Source organism: Acinetobacter sp. GD03645 (assembly GCF_029845285.1).
In the GTDB taxonomy this organism is placed as follows: Bacteria; Pseudomonadota; Gammaproteobacteria; order Pseudomonadales; family Moraxellaceae; genus Acinetobacter; species Acinetobacter corruptisaponis.
In genome coordinates this window covers 1-17,183 of sequence record NZ_JAOCLL010000027.1, presented here as the reverse complement: position 1 = coordinate 17,183, position 17,183 = coordinate 1, and the positions used below count along the sequence as shown (strand labels likewise).

16 protein-coding genes are annotated in these 17,183 nt (G+C 40.0%); 6 read left to right on the top strand and 10 right to left on the bottom strand.

Features of this window, described 5'->3' with window-relative positions; all coding sequences use genetic code 11:
- Positions 1-269 precede the first annotated feature (269 nt).
- From N5J47_RS16730 to N5J47_RS16705, 6 genes are all read right to left on the bottom strand, one after another.
- The gene (locus tag N5J47_RS16730) at positions 270-1,331 is read right to left on the bottom strand and encodes a lambda-exonuclease family protein (protein WP_279961312.1); all 1,062 of its coding nucleotides are present in this window, start codon (positions 1,329-1,331) and stop codon (positions 270-272) included.
- A gap of 158 nt (positions 1,332-1,489) precedes the next feature.
- Positions 1,490-2,524, bottom strand: a complete 1,035-nt coding sequence (locus N5J47_RS16725) for a DUF932 domain-containing protein (RefSeq protein ID WP_279961311.1) — start codon at positions 2,522-2,524, stop codon at positions 1,490-1,492.
- A gap of 18 nt (positions 2,525-2,542) precedes the next feature.
- Complete coding sequence (locus N5J47_RS16720) at positions 2,543-2,809, bottom strand: hypothetical protein (RefSeq protein ID WP_279961310.1); 267 nt, start codon at positions 2,807-2,809, stop codon at positions 2,543-2,545.
- A 122-nt stretch (positions 2,810-2,931) separates the two neighbouring features.
- Complete coding sequence (locus tag N5J47_RS16715; protein WP_279961309.1) at positions 2,932-3,807, bottom strand: inovirus-type Gp2 protein; 876 nt, start codon at positions 3,805-3,807, stop codon at positions 2,932-2,934.
- Positions 3,808-4,099: 292 nt separating this feature from the next.
- On the bottom strand, positions 4,100-6,664 hold the full coding sequence (locus N5J47_RS16710; protein WP_279961308.1) for a hypothetical protein: 2,565 nt from the start codon (positions 6,662-6,664) through the stop codon (positions 4,100-4,102).
- Between the two features lie 268 nt (positions 6,665-6,932).
- The gene (locus N5J47_RS16705) at positions 6,933-8,282 is read right to left on the bottom strand and encodes a site-specific integrase (RefSeq protein ID WP_279961307.1); all 1,350 of its coding nucleotides are present in this window, start codon (positions 8,280-8,282) and stop codon (positions 6,933-6,935) included.
- Between the two features lie 236 nt (positions 8,283-8,518).
- Between N5J47_RS16705 and mutS the strand changes: the two genes are divergently transcribed.
- The 4 genes from mutS (at position 8,519) to N5J47_RS16685 (ending at position 12,839) form a co-directional block, all read left to right on the top strand.
- Positions 8,519-11,191: a DNA mismatch repair protein MutS gene (gene mutS, locus N5J47_RS16700; protein ID WP_279961306.1), complete on the top strand. Its 2,673-nt coding sequence runs from the start codon at positions 8,519-8,521 to the stop codon at positions 11,189-11,191.
- A 136-nt stretch (positions 11,192-11,327) separates the two neighbouring features.
- Positions 11,328-11,495, top strand: a complete 168-nt coding sequence (locus tag N5J47_RS16695; protein WP_267979978.1) for a hypothetical protein — start codon at positions 11,328-11,330, stop codon at positions 11,493-11,495.
- Between the two features lie 168 nt (positions 11,496-11,663).
- Positions 11,664-11,993 carry a ferredoxin FdxA gene (fdxA, locus tag N5J47_RS16690; protein ID WP_004652744.1) on the top strand — a complete coding sequence of 110 codons (330 nt, stop codon included), beginning with the start codon at positions 11,664-11,666 and terminating at the stop codon, positions 11,991-11,993.
- Between the two features lie 126 nt (positions 11,994-12,119).
- Positions 12,120-12,839 carry a D-Ala-D-Ala carboxypeptidase family metallohydrolase gene (locus N5J47_RS16685; protein ID WP_279961305.1) on the top strand — a complete coding sequence of 240 codons (720 nt, stop codon included), beginning with the start codon at positions 12,120-12,122 and terminating at the stop codon, positions 12,837-12,839.
- A gap of 37 nt (positions 12,840-12,876) precedes the next feature.
- Here the strand turns inward: N5J47_RS16685 and N5J47_RS16680 are convergent, their stop codons facing one another.
- Complete coding sequence (locus N5J47_RS16680; RefSeq protein WP_279961304.1) at positions 12,877-13,380, bottom strand: hypothetical protein; 504 nt, start codon at positions 13,378-13,380, stop codon at positions 12,877-12,879.
- Positions 13,381-13,592: 212 nt separating this feature from the next.
- On the opposite strand from N5J47_RS16680, the gene N5J47_RS16675 reads away from it, so the two are divergent.
- The gene (locus tag N5J47_RS16675; protein WP_326498145.1) at positions 13,593-13,892 is read left to right on the top strand and encodes a helix-turn-helix transcriptional regulator; all 300 of its coding nucleotides are present in this window, start codon (positions 13,593-13,595) and stop codon (positions 13,890-13,892) included.
- Between the two features lie 88 nt (positions 13,893-13,980).
- Positions 13,981-14,649 (top strand): O-methyltransferase, encoded by a 669-nt coding sequence (locus tag N5J47_RS16670; RefSeq protein WP_279961303.1) that lies wholly within the window; start codon positions 13,981-13,983, stop codon positions 14,647-14,649.
- A gap of 215 nt (positions 14,650-14,864) precedes the next feature.
- Here the strand turns inward: N5J47_RS16670 and N5J47_RS16665 are convergent, their stop codons facing one another.
- From N5J47_RS16665 to N5J47_RS16655, 3 genes are all read right to left on the bottom strand, one after another.
- Positions 14,865-15,707 carry a universal stress protein gene (locus tag N5J47_RS16665; RefSeq protein WP_267979983.1) on the bottom strand — a complete coding sequence of 281 codons (843 nt, stop codon included), beginning with the start codon at positions 15,705-15,707 and terminating at the stop codon, positions 14,865-14,867.
- Positions 15,708-15,827: 120 nt separating this feature from the next.
- Entirely contained in the window at positions 15,828-16,439 is a 612-nt protein-coding gene (locus N5J47_RS16660) for an acyltransferase (RefSeq protein ID WP_279961302.1), read from the bottom strand.
- Between the two features lie 88 nt (positions 16,440-16,527).
- Complete coding sequence (locus N5J47_RS16655; RefSeq protein ID WP_279961301.1) at positions 16,528-17,115, bottom strand: IMPACT family protein; 588 nt, start codon at positions 17,113-17,115, stop codon at positions 16,528-16,530.
- Between the last annotated feature and the right edge of the window lie 68 nt (positions 17,116-17,183).

Genomic DNA, 17,183 nt, shown 5'->3' with positions numbered 1-17,183 from the left:
CATTTGTTTACGGATTCCCCAAATCCATTGAATGCACCTCTCCCTCACCTCAAGATTGATGAAATAAAAAAACCTGTTGAATATTCGGTCATGGGAGAAATTGTAGTGCGATGTTCAAGTGTTTCATGCAAAGCTGCTCCACCGCCCTTTCTTCATCACTGGAGAAAGGGCAAACGGGGTGGCTTTGCACAAATTTTAAATTTAGGGAAATAAAATGGGTTGATGTGGTGTGTGATGGAAATAGGTCTAAAACGGTTTAGTCAGGTGATTTAGGTTGTTGCAGGATAAACATTAAATCGTCTGCTGCCCTGACGGGGTTGTGGATACTGTTTCAGGAGTTCAGGCTGTGCCTGTAACAATGCCTTTTGATCCAGTACCACACTGTCCTTTGATTTTTTCCATGTCACAGTACCTTGAGTGAATATGGCTTTCTCAGCATCTTTCATTAATGCCTGAATCCGATGCTTGAGATAGTCATACTTGGTTTGATGGTCGGTGAGTTGTTTTTCCTCATGCAATAAGTCAGTAAATAATTGATCTACACCCTCCAATGTAGAGAAATCAACGGATTGTAAAGGGGTATGTTGTGGGTAAAGCAGTTGCAGGGCTTTAGCGGCTGATTCACTGGCATCAACACTGGGTGGCGTATCACTTTCCACACAGTCCCAGAATATCCGTTCAGAAGCCATGATTCGGTTAATGACAATTTCATTGCGTTCAACCTTAAAGATTTTGGCTTCATGCCCACAGATCAAGGCACAGATATGGGCTGCCTGTTTGCCTGTTACTGCAAGTTGATGCTGCACCTGAATAATCACGTATAAAGGCACTCCATCACGCCACAGTTTTGTACCCCATTCACCGACAGATTTACATTCCAATACCTGCACTTCATCACAGCCTACAACGGCATAGTCCAAATTTGCCAACATAAAGTGTTTGTCAGGATCAGGATGCTGTAACACCGCATTGACCTTACGCACCTTATGACCTGTCTTGTGTTGGTAATAGTTGGCAATTAAAGGTTCAAGCTGGTTGCCCCAATATAAGGGTGAATAACTGTTTTGATTTGGTTGATCAGGCTGTGTCTGCATCCGACCTGTTTTAATCATCCACAGTTCCAGCATCGACATGTGGGGATTCAGCCCACAGGCTGCTGCGGCATCACTACTGCCAATGCCTTGTTTGCGTACCTGTAACCATTGTTCACGGCTCATACCTTTGGTTTTGGCAAAGCGTTTGGCATGGGAACGATGGGGTTTAGCTGATTGTGGTGGCGATGGTAAATATACGGTGGATTTACTGGTTTGTGGTTCAGCAATATGGTTCATTAGATACTCCATGTCTGTAAAAATTAAAATTGCAGCATAAAAAAAAGCCACATCAGGGCGATGTGGCAAAAGGGAGTTTTTGGGTAGAGGTAAACAGAGGGTTTAAGCAATGGATAATTTGCTTAGGCTAATTTGACTGGCTCTAAAACCAACTCAAGTTAGACCACCATTCTTAACGCCTGTTCCAGTCCCCGTTGTTTAATGGCTGCACCTGTGCCAAACCACGCTGAATCCAGTCGATGATCAGTACTCATGGCTCGACGTTCGTGATCGACAAACTCGGTGATACTACACAGCAAGCCATAGGCTGTACCTTTGGCTGAACTGAGTTCCGCACCTCGTCCCTGACCATTAAATATATCCATGACCTTAGACATGGCTCGTCCATTGGGTTCGGTTTTATTGGTCGTACTCGCTTCATTTGCCACATTGCGGTAGAACTGGATAATGCTGTCATCCTGTTCAGCAATACTGAGACTGGTATTGTTAAACACGGCATCAAAATAGGCTGCGGCTTCCTGCTGCGTGACTTTACGCTGGCTCAGTTGCTTCATTTCATACATGTGGTCATCCCATGCACGAACCGAAATACCGAGTTGCTGTTTCACCTTTTCCGCATCAAATCGAGTGCTATGTGGAACTTTAACCACACCTGCACTGGTACTGCCATTGCGTAAAGTAATTGCCAAAGTGTTGTTACACACCACACGGATGCTGGTAAATTGTGCCGTTGTGGCAAGTGTACCGTCGCACGCAGTTGCCAATAAAATATAGCCGTTACTGACATCCTTACCCTTTAAAGCGGTACTCTGTCCTGTATGTGCCAACGCCCAGAACTTCTTGCCACCTTTCAATACACCTGCGGTTTCCAGTTCAAAGCCTGATTGCTCCGTCAAATCACGATAGAACTCAAGGATTTCTTTGGGTTGGACTTCCTGAAATCTTTGGCTGACCACAGATAAAGGTGCATGCGTATCTGAACGGTATAAAACACGTTGTTCCTCATACGGCAGAATGATAGATTGTCCACGTTCATTCTTTGCCATGTAGCTGACATCTGATGATTCAATCCGCCAGTCCATGCCTGCCTGCTGCGCCCAGACTTCAATCGGCTGATCCTGCGTAAGCTGATTACCCAGACCATGCCAGGGAGTTGCACCGACATACGCCATTTGTTCAAGTTGATGTGCCATGATAATTTTCTCCTGTCCCTAGTTAAAATTGTGCTGGCAATTGTTGCAATGGAAATAAACGGTAGGCTGCTGTGGTTGTGAGGGTTGAACCAGACTATCAATCAAGCCACCGACCACTGCACCCGCCAATCCTCCCAATAATGGTGAAAATGGTGTAGGCAAACTCTTGGCAAGGCTTGCACCAATCCCTGCACCTGCCATAGATGAAAAACTGTTATTGCCTGATGGCTGTGTGGTGGCATGGCTAACATTGGCTGAATAGCAATATGGACATGTAATATTCATAAGATAGACCTCATTAAATGAAAAAAAGGCTTACCGATGGGTAAGCCTATACTTTTGAATGTAAGGGAAAAAGAAAACATTCAATCTTCATGTTAATGATATATATCTGTGATTTTTTGGGATCAACGTTTGGACTGAAAGCGAGAGGATGGCTTGAACACTGCTTTGCTGAACTCTCTCATTTTATTTAGGCGAACTCGTAAGTATTGGTTATTCTTTTTTGAATCCGCTAAATATCGAATGGCTTTACGAGCATTCTTTATACTCTTGCTAAGCTTTCGGTCAATTCTACCAATGCCCAGCAGCTCTAATGATTCATAGTATTTTTTATGCGAACTGTGATTGCCATTATGAAAGTAACCATATCCTCGTGTAATTTCATCTCGCCATAATTCACCAATTTCCTGTCCATAATAACCATCCCGATAACAATCAGAACCATTATAAATAACCAGTAAATGACAGTGATAACCTTTGCTTTTACCGCCTTGTTCCAGTCGATAGGCATAGCCCACCTGATTCTTGAACATCCTGTCCCTATTCTGAATGCGGTTGACCAGCTTTTTAATATCCCGATCAAATTGCCGAATAGTAGGACTATGCTCAAATAAATAATATAAATCCACCCGTACCAGTAACAATTTACAATGTTTCTTAACCAGTTGATCAAAATAGGTTAAAAGTTCATCTAGGTTATCCTCGACCTTATCGGCAAAATCATGTAGGAAACATTTCTGGCGAATTCCAAGACTTGTTTGAAAATCCTTAAAGACACGATGGTTATCAAAAACATTCTGATCATACCAATCCATCCGTTCAGGCATGAGGTCAAAATAAGCCTGAATCAAAGGACTATATTCAAGTTCTTCATCATAGATAGCCCTAGCATCATCCAGCCACTGTTCATAATCAGGTGCAAAGTCTTCCCAGTGATAGTCTCGTCTACAAACTGATGACATGAATTTTTCAAGATTAATAAGGGTTTGTGCTTCGTTCATGTGAAGATACTCCTATGGTAAATTTCATAGGAGTGCTGGTTCTGTATTTTTATAATTTGGATCAATTGATTGATTATTCTTCTAATGACAATCCATCATCATCTTAGTTATGGTGATGGCACACATACATTTAAGTATTTAATAAATAATATATTAAATATATATCCCAGTAGAAATCAGAGTAAAAACCATCCTTTATCACGCCTAAAAATTAGTGATCTCTACTTCTATAGTAAATAGAAAAAAATCACCCCAATTGGCATGATTTTATAGGTCGAAATGGAAGCTAAAGTTATAATTTTTTCATTACCGATTTTTTTGCTTTCGGCTTGTTGGTTGTAGTTGTTTTCTTGATCAACCATTTTGGTAATTGTTGATAAATCTCATCATCCAACAAATCCTGATAAACCATATAACTGGCAAGATAATTCACAATATTTTTGGCTAATGTTTTTTGGGTGGTTTCCACCAACAACTGATGACATTGGAGTTCTGGCAATGTCTGAGCTATCTGTAATTTATCCACTCTGCCTTGTATTCTGATCTCAGGATCACAATCCCTTTCAACTTTCTGACAAGCTGAACGCCAGTTACGTTCCAGTTGAGCAAATAAATCAGGATATTCCAGCAATGCCTGCGATTTAAACATCAGTACCACATTCGCTGCATAATCGGTAATCTGGTTTTGGCTTGTCCTCTTTCGTCCCTCCCAATAACCAAGATACGCTGCCATATCAGAGATCGGTTTTCTTTTTTTATTGTCCTGCAACATGGTAGAAAATATTTTAGAAAAATAGGCATAATCCATTGCTTTATTGACATCACAATAAAATAAACAACGTATGATCACCACATCAGTTTTCATTGCCTGTTTTAATATTTTTTCAACTCTTCCTAACCGAGTGATATGCCGCTGAATATGTATCAGTTTATAAGGAACGTTGTCATTCTGTCCTAAGGTCTGAATAGGTTGATTCTTCTGCTGTTGGACAGAAAGCCTCGTAGCTAACAACCTAGATGCAGCAGAATTTTTAGGAAGATGGATTGGTGAAATTATACTTTGTATGGAAGATGGCTCAACGATTTGGGCATAAAGTCTGATCCGCTTTTTTTCACCGAGAATTTTTGCTGGCTTCTGACGGACCTCGGGTTTAAAAAATAAAGGCTGATTAAACCTATACTGGACTAGAAGCTCATCCAAACTTTTCTGAATATCCCTTTCGTTTAGATTAGCAGCTAAAATACTTTCAAGTACAACTGTGCTGCTACCCTGACTTCGTAATTGTTCTGCATAGATATGAAAAAAGTATTTCAATGTACGTGAAATAATCCTAGTTTCAAGCTTCTGCTGTAATAAATTGAGTTGATACTGATTCCTGAAAATCACAGCAAATTGTAACAGTTGTCGGCTAATACGATTTTCTATACCTCGATTCAATGTCTCACGCACACTTGATGCAAAAGAATAAAAGGCATTAGGCGCACTCTCTTTCATTGTCATCATAAAAATTTCGATAAACATCGCCAATTCAAGATATTTTTGCATTTTCCATACAGCAAAATTTTCCTGATAAATGACAGCAATTCTTGCAATATATTCTCTTGCATGATTAGACAAGTGCATCATGTCCCAAATATACTTTGAACGCTGTCCTGTAGAAAAAAACAAAAGATGAGGAATATGCTCTTGAATCTGATTAGCATGGAAATAGGTTAATTCAGGCTCAATGAGGAAAGTACCTGCTTTTAATTCAATAGCACGAACCTTATTGATTACAACAGAAACATAAGGCTCCATTACCTGATTCAGAGAATCTACTCTAAACCTTCCAAACTTCTCCAGTTGATATGAAAACTCAAGTAACGTCTGCTCAACGAATTCCCAACTTTCTTCTATGCCATCAACCAATAGAAAATCTCTTTTTTGAGGTTCAGGCATAAGATTTTTGCCCAAAACAGGATTCAGATTTTGGATATGGATGTTAACTGATAGTTCAAAAGTTTGAGCAATATACTCCCCAAGTCTTGTACTGATACGCTTAATAAAAGAATTCTCATCCAGATAGAATACTGACTGGATAAAAAACACCGCATAATACGCAAGCGTTTCCTTGGTCTCTAGGAATGGTTTATAGAATATCCTGATGATATTTTGATCACCACCAAGAACATTCAGTAAATTAGCTTTATCAGCAATCATCTCGTCAAATTGTGAGGATCGTTGATCATTTTTTCTAATAACAATTTTGGCTGCCACAATAGCCAGCATCCCTGCCTTTTTCAATTGTGAAGAAACATCTGCTTTTATATCTAAAGCCTTTAGTTCAAGTGCATCATCTTGGTATGCGCTCCACAATTGAGTTATCGCATCTTGCTCTTGATCAGAGGGTGATTGTTCTCTTTGCTTTTTATAGCGGTAGTCCAGATATGCCTTTACAAACATCTCAGCATGATCTTCCTTATTCAATGTCCAGCCCCTAGAAGATTCATCGACTAGAACAATATCGCTATATTTTCTTTTAATTGTTCGTTTGTATTGGATAGATTCTACAAATTCCAGAAACTGCCCCAGTTCAGAAAATGTCTTACGATTTATATCTTTCCAATGTGGTCTAGGAAAAGTTTGTACTTTCTTCAGCGCAGTAATCAGGCGGTTGACTTGTACTTTATTGGTATCACTGACGACCCAGCCTTGCTCAAGATCATAGCCTTTTAAAAGTTTAGGGATTACTTCCTCTACCAGTCGATAGACATGCAAAGCATTCACAAGCTCTAAAGATTGTCCATTTTCAGCATCAATGATTTTTATACTCTCATATAACAATTCAAGAATTTTATAGAAATTATCTTTTTTCATGTCATTTCAACTTTAAATCAAAAAATAAAGTGGATAAGTCTTTGTTTTTATATTAATGATATAAAATTAAAATACAAGTTTAGAACTATAAAATTTCCCAAAAAATTCAGATTAAAATCACTAAAAATATGTAAAAAAATCTGTTTTATCAATTCAATTTAATGCTATAAATTTTAAATTTATACTCTTAAATTTATCTAATTTACTTAAATTTTAGGCATAAAAAATCCGCCAATTAAGACGGATTTATCTCATCAATTTTTATTACTTAAATTAGCTTCTCCAAATGATCCGCCCACTTCTGCAACCACTCCGCACATTCGGCTTCATAATTATGCAGGTTATACGTTCCCTCAATTCCCTTTTTGGAATGTCCCAAAACTGCTTCTGCAATATCTGTAGGACAGCCTAATCTGGATAAACCTGTTCTCACAGTTCGACGTAAATCATGTGGATTCCAGTCATTTATATCTGTTAACCAGAGCTGTTCAGGACGATATTTGGTTTGAACTTTTTCTGGATTCTTTAATTGCCATTTCATTTCGCTTAAAGACTTTTGCTGAATAGGCAGCCCTGTTCGATTTGAAGCAAATAAATATTCCTGATCTGGTTTATATAGATTCCGTAGAAAATTGACACATTGCCTTGATAACTGAACATAACGCTCAGTACTATTTTTAGAAGCTTTTAGATGCCATGTTCCTTGATCCAAATCAAAATCCCGCCATTCAGCATCACACAATTCTCCAGTACGGCAACCTGTCCATAGCGTTAAATAAAGGATATGTTTTTGATGGGTAGTAAATCCTGATGTGGGCAACCAGGCCAATACACGTTTTAGTTCCTGATCATTTAAAACCCTCGTCCCCTTTTTAGACGTTACTTTTAATCTTGACTGCTTGATACTCATTTTGGCCAATAATGCAGGATTGGCAAAATTGGCAGGGAATCGCTCTAACCCAATGGCGTATTCATAAGCTAATGTCAACTCGGACAATACCCGTCCAGCTTGCACATTAGAACCACGATCAATAATTTCCTTGGTTAAAGCCACCACATCTTTTCGGGTAACTTCCAAAGCAATACGATTACCCAAAACCCGTACTGCATCGCCATACAGGGTTCGTCGTGTTTCAGACTGACCTTTAGGTTTTCGCACACCTAAAACCTTTTTCCTTTCGCCCGTTCGAGGATCAGTAATCCAGTGATCTTCAATCACCTCAGTTAAATACATCTCTATCATTTGGTGTACAGTGAGTTGAGACATATCTTTTTGTGCAAGCTCTTGTTCAATCTGTTGCTGAAGCTTTTCCTGCTCTTTTTTATATTTTGGACAAATTCCCTGATTTCGTTCAGCTTTTAAACGAGTGAGTTCTATCCTTGCCTCTGCCAGTGTAACTTGAGGGAAATTTCCGATCTTGTATTGTTTGATGGAATCATCCACAGGACTACGATAACGGTAGAAAAAAGTTTTCATTCCAGTTCTGCCACAATGTACCCGTAATCCTGTGTACTCACCGACATCAGCTTTATCAGGATCACCCACTTTCATCTTCTCAATGGCTTTCGCTGAAAGTGCTTTTTTTATTGTCGTTTGTTGATCTATTGAGCGAACCACTTTAAACCTCACAAGAAGATTGAATTATTTGTTATCCTTTCAAGCTGTCCATTTTCCAATATTGATAAGGAATGATGGCTAGTTTAAACTAAAACAACCTACACTAAAACCTACACTAAAACCTACACTAATGTTTTGGCTTAGGCTGTATTTGGTTAGATTTCATCCAACACCCTCGGATACTCTGTTTATGTTATATACTATTAAACACATTGAAAATAAAGGATTTAATACCAATGAAAGATAATAATAGCATAGCAGACTTTTCCAACCATACCCCAATGATGCAGCAATACCTAAAAGTCAAAATGGATTATCCACATGCGCTATTGTTCTACCGTATGGGCGACTTTTACGAATTATTCTTTGAAGATGCCCATCTTGCTGCCAAACTATTAGGCATTACACTGACCCATCGTGGTAAAACCAACGGCGAACCAATCCCAATGGCGGGCGTACCTTATCATGCTGCCGAAGGTTATCTTGCCCGTTTGGTTAAAGCTGGTCGTACAGTTGCCATTTGTGAACAGGTTGGCGAGGGCGAGAGTGCAGGCTCTCGCGGTAAAGCACCAATGGAACGTAAAGTCGTCCGTATTCTCACCCCAGGCACATTGACTGACGATGCCCTACTCACCAGTTACCAATCCTCAAACCTTGTGGCGCTCTGTATTCAGCAAAATAAGATTGGTTTTGCCCTACTTGATTTAAGTGCGGGTATTTTTAAGGTTCAACAACAAGACTACAAACCTGAACAGCTTCCCATTGAACTTGCGCGTTTAATGCCAAGTGAAATCCTGATTGATGAAGACCTGATTGACCAAAACATCATTGAACAGATTAAGAAAAATCTGGAATGTCCAATTACCAAACGTCCAAACGTTGATTTTAACTTAAATAATGCACAAAAGACCCTATGTGACCAGTTTGCAGTTTCGACCTTGTCAGGTTTTGGATTGGACCCGATTCCACTGGCAAAAGCGGCGGCGGCGGCATTAATCCATTATGCCAAAGAAACCCAAAAAACAGCCTTGCCACATATCCGCTCCATTCAGATTGAGCAAAGTACCGACTTTATTGCGCTTGACCCAATTACACGCCGCAATCTGGAAATCATTGAACCCCTGTTTGATCATGGCACCTCATTATTTCAATTGATTAATGACTGTCAAACAGCAATGGGCGGACGATTACTGAGCCGAATGCTGATGCAGCCGATTCGTGACACAGCAGCTTTAGATGCCCGTCTTGATGCCACTGAACAACTATTAAAAGGCTATCATGAATCACCTGTGCGGCTAGTATTGAAAGAAATTGGGGATATTGAGCGTGTGTTAAGCCGTGTGGCGCTTGGCAGTGCGCGTCCGCGTGATTTAGTCCAGCTTCGTCAGGCATGTGCGCAGATTCCTTTTTTACGTCACGCTTTAACACCTGTTTTAAAAACACAGCATTCCAGATTATTGACTCAACTTGATCAGGAACTTGGCGATTTTAAGAGCCTACACCAGCATTTAATGGCGGCGATTGTTGAGAACCCACCTGTGCTGTTGCGTGATGGTAATGTCATTGCCGAGGGTTATGATGATGAGCTGGATGAGTTACGCAAAATTCGTGATCATGCTGGGCAGTTCCTGATTGACCTGGAAATTAAGGAACGTCAACGGACAGGCATCAATACCCTAAAAATTGGCTATAATCGTGTCAGTGGCTATTATATTGAATTGACACGCGCCCAGGCCGAGCAGGCACCTGCCGACTATATTCGCCGTCAAACCTTAAAAAATGCCGAGCGTTATATCACACCAGAGCTCAAGAGCTTTGAGGATAAAGTGCTTTCGAGCGAATCCCGTGCATTGGCGCGTGAAAAACTCCTGTTTGAATCATTATTGGATGAGTTGCGCCAAAACATTGCCCATCTACAAATGATGAGTGCAGCAATTGCCCATATTGATGTTCTCGCCAATTTTGCCCATCAGGCACGTCTCAATAACTGGGCTCGACCTGAATTTACCCCAGAAACCAGTATCAGGATTCAGGGTGGTCGCCATCCTGTGGTTGAAGCCTTAAATAAGGCACCCTTTACACCAAATGATACATTTCTTGATCCCCAGCATCGTATGGCCATTATCACAGGGCCAAACATGGGCGGTAAATCAACGTTCATGCGTCAAACAGCACTGATTAGCCTACTTGCCTACTGTGGCAGTTTCGTACCTGCAAAATCTGCGAAGCTGGGTTCGATTGACCGTATCTTTACCCGTATTGGTTCAGCCGATGACCTTTCTACAGGTAAATCCACCTTTATGGTGGAAATGACGGAAACCTCGCAAATTCTGCACCATGCCACCAGCCAATCTCTGGTATTAATGGATGAAGTTGGTCGTGGTACCAGTACCTACGATGGTTTATCTCTGGCTTGGGCATGTGTACTTGACTTGACCAAACGTGTGAAATGCCTGTGCCTGTTTGCAACCCATTATTTTGAATTGACTGAACTCGGTAGTGAAGCAGGTATTGATAACTATCATGTTACAGCGCAGGAATTAAACGGCAATTTAATTTTGCTGCATAAGGTTCAGCATGGTCCAGCAAGTCAGAGTCACGGTTTGCAGGTGGCAAAGCTGGCGGGTATTCCAGCCAATGTCATCAAAGAAGCACAAAAACGTTTAAAGATTCTGGAAAAGCAACAGCACCAGCATTTGCAAAATACTGTACAGACTGATTTATTCAGCGCAATTGACAATGAAATCGAAACCCACGTTGTTGAGCGCATCATTGAAGTGCAAGCCCATTCACCTGCACTGGAGTTGTTACAAAACATTGATGTTGATGAATTAACCCCACGTCAGGCACTAGAACAGCTTTATCAATTAAAGGCATTATCCAAGACAGCTCAAACTGTTGAGAGCTAATCCATCAAAAATAAGCTCTATCTGTAATGATGGAGCTTATTTACACAGCCCTGCTAAAACCTAACAATTGCTCACCCACCATTTCCTAGAACAGTGCTATTTCTTTTAGTTATTATCCGTTAAAGAGGAAATCGTTATGTCACGTGGAGATAAATCTGCCTATACAGCAAAACAAAAAAGGCAGGCGAAGCATATTGAGGAAAGCGAACTGGATCAAGGGCGCTCTCAGGAAGATGCTGAACGTATTGCCTGGGCAACGGTCAACAAACAAGATGGCGGTGGGCTAAAGAAAAAGCATAAATAAGTCGATTGACCCTGTTGTTGAGACTTATTATCAACAAAAGTCATATAAATAAGTCCATTTCATTGATACGAATAATAAATATCAATAAAAGGAATTGTTTCTATCGGTCTTTTTTGCCTAAAATACGCTATTCAAAATGAAAACCATATTTTTTAGGTAGCTGCCGCCATGACATTTGTTGTCACCGAAAATTGTATTAAATGTAAGTATCAAGATTGTGTTGAAGTTTGTCCTGTAGACTGCTTCTATGAAGGCCCAAACTTCCTTGTAATCAATCCAGATGAATGTATTGACTGTGCATTGTGTGAACCTGAATGTCCAGCAAATGCGATTTTCTCGGAAGATGAACTGCCAGAAGGTCAGGAAGTGTTTATTGAATTAAATGCTGAATTATCAGAAAAATGGGCAGGCAACAACATCACTCAAATCGGTGAACAGCCTGCTGACCGTGAAGAATGGAACGGTAAGCCAGACAAGCTTCAGTATTTAGAAAAATAATTAAAAAGACCAGTTTCTACTGGTCTTTTTTATACCTGAATCACACATTTCTTTGCAATTGCATCATTATTCATGCGCTATTTTGCATTAAAATGATACACCTATCGTTTGTGAAATTTCTTTTTTATGATGCAAAATAAATTACAGGGCCTTTTTTCATTTTTTATCATCCCTGTGATGATGGTGGGTTGTGTCAGCTCGACCACCAAAGTGACCCAGAATAACAACATCGGAAAAAGAATTTATATTCCCCAGGAACAAGTGACCATTACCCGCCCCATTCCCAATAAGGTTGAACCCGCCTCTTATCGCATCTGGCTCAATCAGGGCGAGAACTATGCACGTGTGCGTGAATATGAGCAGTTTTTAACACGCAACAATGTGGCGCATATTATTCCAAGTTTTGAATTACTGCGTACTGCACGGGACTGGCAAAAATGTGGACGCTCTGAATATATGGTGCCTAACCGTGAGTTATGGAACAACTCACTTTCAACCTTGCGTGTGTTTAAGTACCTGATTGCAGCCAAAATTTTGACAGATTTTGAAGTGACTTCGGTTTACCGTGATCTTCCCCTGAATCAATGCGCTGGCGGAGCAAGCTCTTCCAAGCATTTATTCAACTCGGCAATTGATTTCCGCATTGGCCCTGAATTTCCCCAACCTCAAGACTATGCATTTATTGAACAAACCAAATTTAAACTATGCCAGTTCTGGACCCAGCATGGTCAAAGTTTAAATCTGGGTGTAGGATTATACAGCTCTGGACAAATCCATATTGATACCCAGGGTTATCGTACCTGGGGGCCTGACCTAACCCGCAACAGTTCAATGTGTAATTTTTAGAGCCAGAAAAATGCTTCCTTTAAAGAAGCATTTTTATTTAATTGACGGTTTGTAGTTGTAACTTACCTCGGTCAAGCATTTTATTTCTTTTAATTTTATTGATACATGCAAAGATCATTTTATGGATCATCGTGGTGAGTTCCACCACATAGATATGATTCTGCTGCATCTTTTCGACCGCAAAACTCATCAGGATAAATCCCATGGTCATGGCTGGGTCCAAACCTGCCGCTGTTTTCTGATGGGAAAAATACAGGCTTAAATATTCTTGATAAGCGGCATATCGCTGCTTTAACTTCAGGGTAAAACTGGGATGATATTTTTCCCACATAATTTCAGTAAAATACCCCACTATTTTTTTTGCCTGTTCAGCAGACTGATATTTAAAAATACAGGCCACCACCACAGAATAGCAGAAACAATCCAGCTCATCTGTTTTGACTTGTTCTACCCTTAAATCGTATAAATCTTGCAGATAAGTTTTTTCTAAAGCATCAAACAATACTCTTGATTCTTCTTTATCCAGTTTTTGGTTAAACATCCTATTCCCCTTTATTATCCTTAATACATAGGCTTTATTCGGTATTACTTAAAGTAAGCTATTTATAGTAATTTCATTATTTTAGTAAATCTCAAACGCCAAAAATATTGTATAACAATACAAAAATCTTAATTTGTATTGTATTACAATACCTACTATTCCATAGGTTTTTATAACATCAACTTATGGATATAAGTCACGCAATACGATATATGAGAAAACAAAAGGGCTGGTCACAACAACAACTTGCGGATTTCTCTAACACTTCAAAAAGTAATATTTGCAATCTTGAGAATGGCAATCAAGGATATAGTCCTGCCTTGCTCCAATATTTGGCACAGGCATTTAACTGTTCCGTATCACAGATTTTCCTACTGGCTGAGTATTTAAATGAAGGACAGGTTCAACCAAACTGGCAACATATGCCGATAGATTTGTTATTTATTCAGCTACCCCCAGAAATTCAAAGCCATTTAAGGCAACTGATGTGTTCAATCATTGATAGCCAATAATTTACTTTTTTCATTTACAACGAATCAAATTGCACTCTGGATATAAATGTTTAAAATGCAGCTAACAGATTCATAGGTAAACCTGATTATGCAACAGATGTGGACAGACATTGATGAATATATCAATTCACATTTAATTCCCACTGATCCAAAACTTCAACATGCATTAGACAATACCGATCAGCAGGGTTTTTCTAATCATTTGGCTGTTGCACCTAATCAAGGTATGTTTTTACAAATGCTGATTCAGATGAATCAGTGCAAGCGCGTGTTGGAACTGGGAACTTTTGCGGCTTATAGCACCATTTGGCTGGCAAAGGCCTTACCTGAAGATGGTTATCTACTGACCGTTGAGGGACGTGATACCCACGTAATTCTGGCGCAGGAAAACATTGATTATGCCAATATGCCCACCACGATCGAACTGAAAAAAGGTCGTGGTGCAGATGTGATGAAGCAGCTTATTGCTGATGGCAGCGAAGCTTTTGATTTTATTTTTATTGATGCAGACAAACAAAGTTATCCTGAATATCTGGAGTTAAGTTTACAACTGTCCCATTCGGGCACCATTATCGTACTGGATAATGTCATTCGTGCAGGTGCAATTCTGGATGAAAACAATAAGAAACCAAGCATTGAAGGTATTCGCGATGCCTTTACGGCATTGAAAGATCATCCAAAGCTTTTATCCTGTACAGCCCTACAAACTGTGGGGTCAAAAGGCCATGATGGTTTTGCAATTGCGATTGTAAAATAGAGATTAAAAAACAACCTAAAAATTTTAATTATTTAATATCAATAATTTATATTTATCCACAATGCTTTTCCATATAGTTATCCACAGTATTTGCGGATAACTATATGGAGAAAAATGAATTACTTAAGCTGAGTTCAAAATAAAATCCCTGCTGAAATATATGAGACTCGGAAACCTCATCCACAACTGTTTGAAATAGGACTTTATTCATCGGGTTATTTAGCAACAAGCAAAGGCACATTGGCATTACGGAAAATAGTGGTGGTAATGCTACCCAGAAAGAATTGATGGATTTTACTGTGGCTGAAAGCCCCCAATACAATCAACTGAATCTTATGCTCTGCCTGATATTCCAGAATATTTTGTGCCACATCTCCATAACGGTAGACAGGTACAACCTCTATACCAGCATCCTTTAAATACTTTTCAGGTTCGGTCAGCATTTCAGGATGATCACCAACATAAAGTAAGTGACATTGCAGTGTTTTCAATAAATCACTTTGGGCAATCCGTTGCAGCATTTTTTGACAGGTCGGTGAATATTCATAGGCAAAGATAAAACGTCTTGGTGCTTCAAAATGCTCGCCTACCGTAATTACTGTACAGTTTGCACCACGAATAAAGTTTTCCACGTTACTGCCAATCGGCTTATTCTTCTCGGCCGCCCGTTCACCCACACGCCCAATAATGACAACATCATTCTCTTTTAAAATATTAAAGCTCTGTTCAAGAAAATCGCCCTTTTCCTGAATCTTGGTACTGGTTAAACCATATTGTTTTTCAATCAGTTCAGAAATGTGTTTCAGTAAATTATTGCTGTAGTCGAGTGCGAGTTCACTTTGCTTTTGCTCAAGCTCGGCCAGTTCCTTGAGCAGCATGGCATTACTTTCAAAACCAATGACACCGCTGATTTCACCTAAATGATAGCTTGCTGGATAATAGTCCAGGATTTGCAACAGTACTAATTCTCTTTGCGTTTGCTTCGCCACCCATGCGGCTGCTTCAGCGACAGCCTCAATACAGGGTGAAGAATCAATACATGCAATGACACGGTTCATGTTCGCCTCTCTTTAGGTTTAACACCTTAGGTCTTGTACTTGTTTTTAACTTAACACAGATAAAACCAGGATAGGTTAAATTTATGTATCGAATCTTCTGAACTTTTTCATGCTATTTTCTTATTTTCGATAACGGATCAAGCGCGCTGGATTACCTGCAACAATGGCATACTTTTCAATGTTTTTAGTCACCATACTGTTCATTCCAATGACAGCATGATCGCCGATTGTCACACCATCCTTAATCCCCACATTTGCCCCCAGCCAAACATCCAGTCCAATCTCAATACCTTTTGAAGTTACTGCCTGTTGGTAAATCGGACGCTCTAAATCCATGCCATGATCAAAGGCATATAAATGACTATAGGCCGCGATGCGAACCTGATCATGCAGCTTAATGCCTGCACGTCCGCCATCTAAAATACAGTGGTGATTGATTGCCACTTCACTACCAATCTGCAACGGCCCATGCAAGGTACAATCCGCCGCGATAAAGGTGTTGTCACCAATGCTAATCTTTCGCCCGCGCTCTGCAAAAATATGTGCTAAAGGAGAAATAAAACAGTTCTTTCCAATCTCCACCGTTTCCATTTCCATCAGGTAGGCTTGATATTCCGCCTGCCATTGTTCCGCCCATTCCCGATGTTTGGGCTTCAATGACCAATATAGCCAGGGCATATAATTTAAACGATGTTTATGCTGCTCCCGATACTTCAATAATGGATCAGTCATCTACAGATTCCTCAACAATCTTGACCTGCTCACGTCCTGAGAATAAGGAACACTGTTCCGCAGACTCGCAAGAGAGGGCGTGCAAACACTATTCATCCAATACACGTAATTGCTCACGCCCTCTAGTCACGTCCTGAAGTTTATGCCTGAGTGGTTCAATTTGATGAACTTGTACACGTGCCTCAATCAAGACACCATTTTCAGTATAACTTTCCTGATATTCAATCTGTTGCTGCATCAACTCATACTGGATAATCGCCCATTCATTAAACATGCAGGCAAACTGTATTGCTTTTTTCTCAATTAGCTCAATTTTCTCAGCCAATAGCAAACACTGTCCAGCACAGCCACCATAAGCCCGTACCAGCCCACCTGTGCCCAGCTTGATTCCACCATACCAACGGTTGACCATGACAATCACATTGGTTAAATCATTGCCCTCAATCGTCGCTAGAATTGGTCGTCCCGCTGTTCCAGAGGGTTCACCATCATCATTAAAGCGTACATGGTGTCCAATCTTCCACGCCCAGCATTGATGGGTGGTTGAGCTATCCTTGGTCTGCTCTAAAAAGGCCTTGACCTGTTGTTCATTTTCAACAACCGCAGCAATCGCCTGAAAACGACTTTTTTTAATTTCTTCTTCAAAAGTAACCGCATGGGCAATGGTGAATGGCATAAAAATCTAAATAAAAGCAAAAAAGAAATTATAGCTTTTTACAGTCCAAATAAAAAATCCTCGCGGTG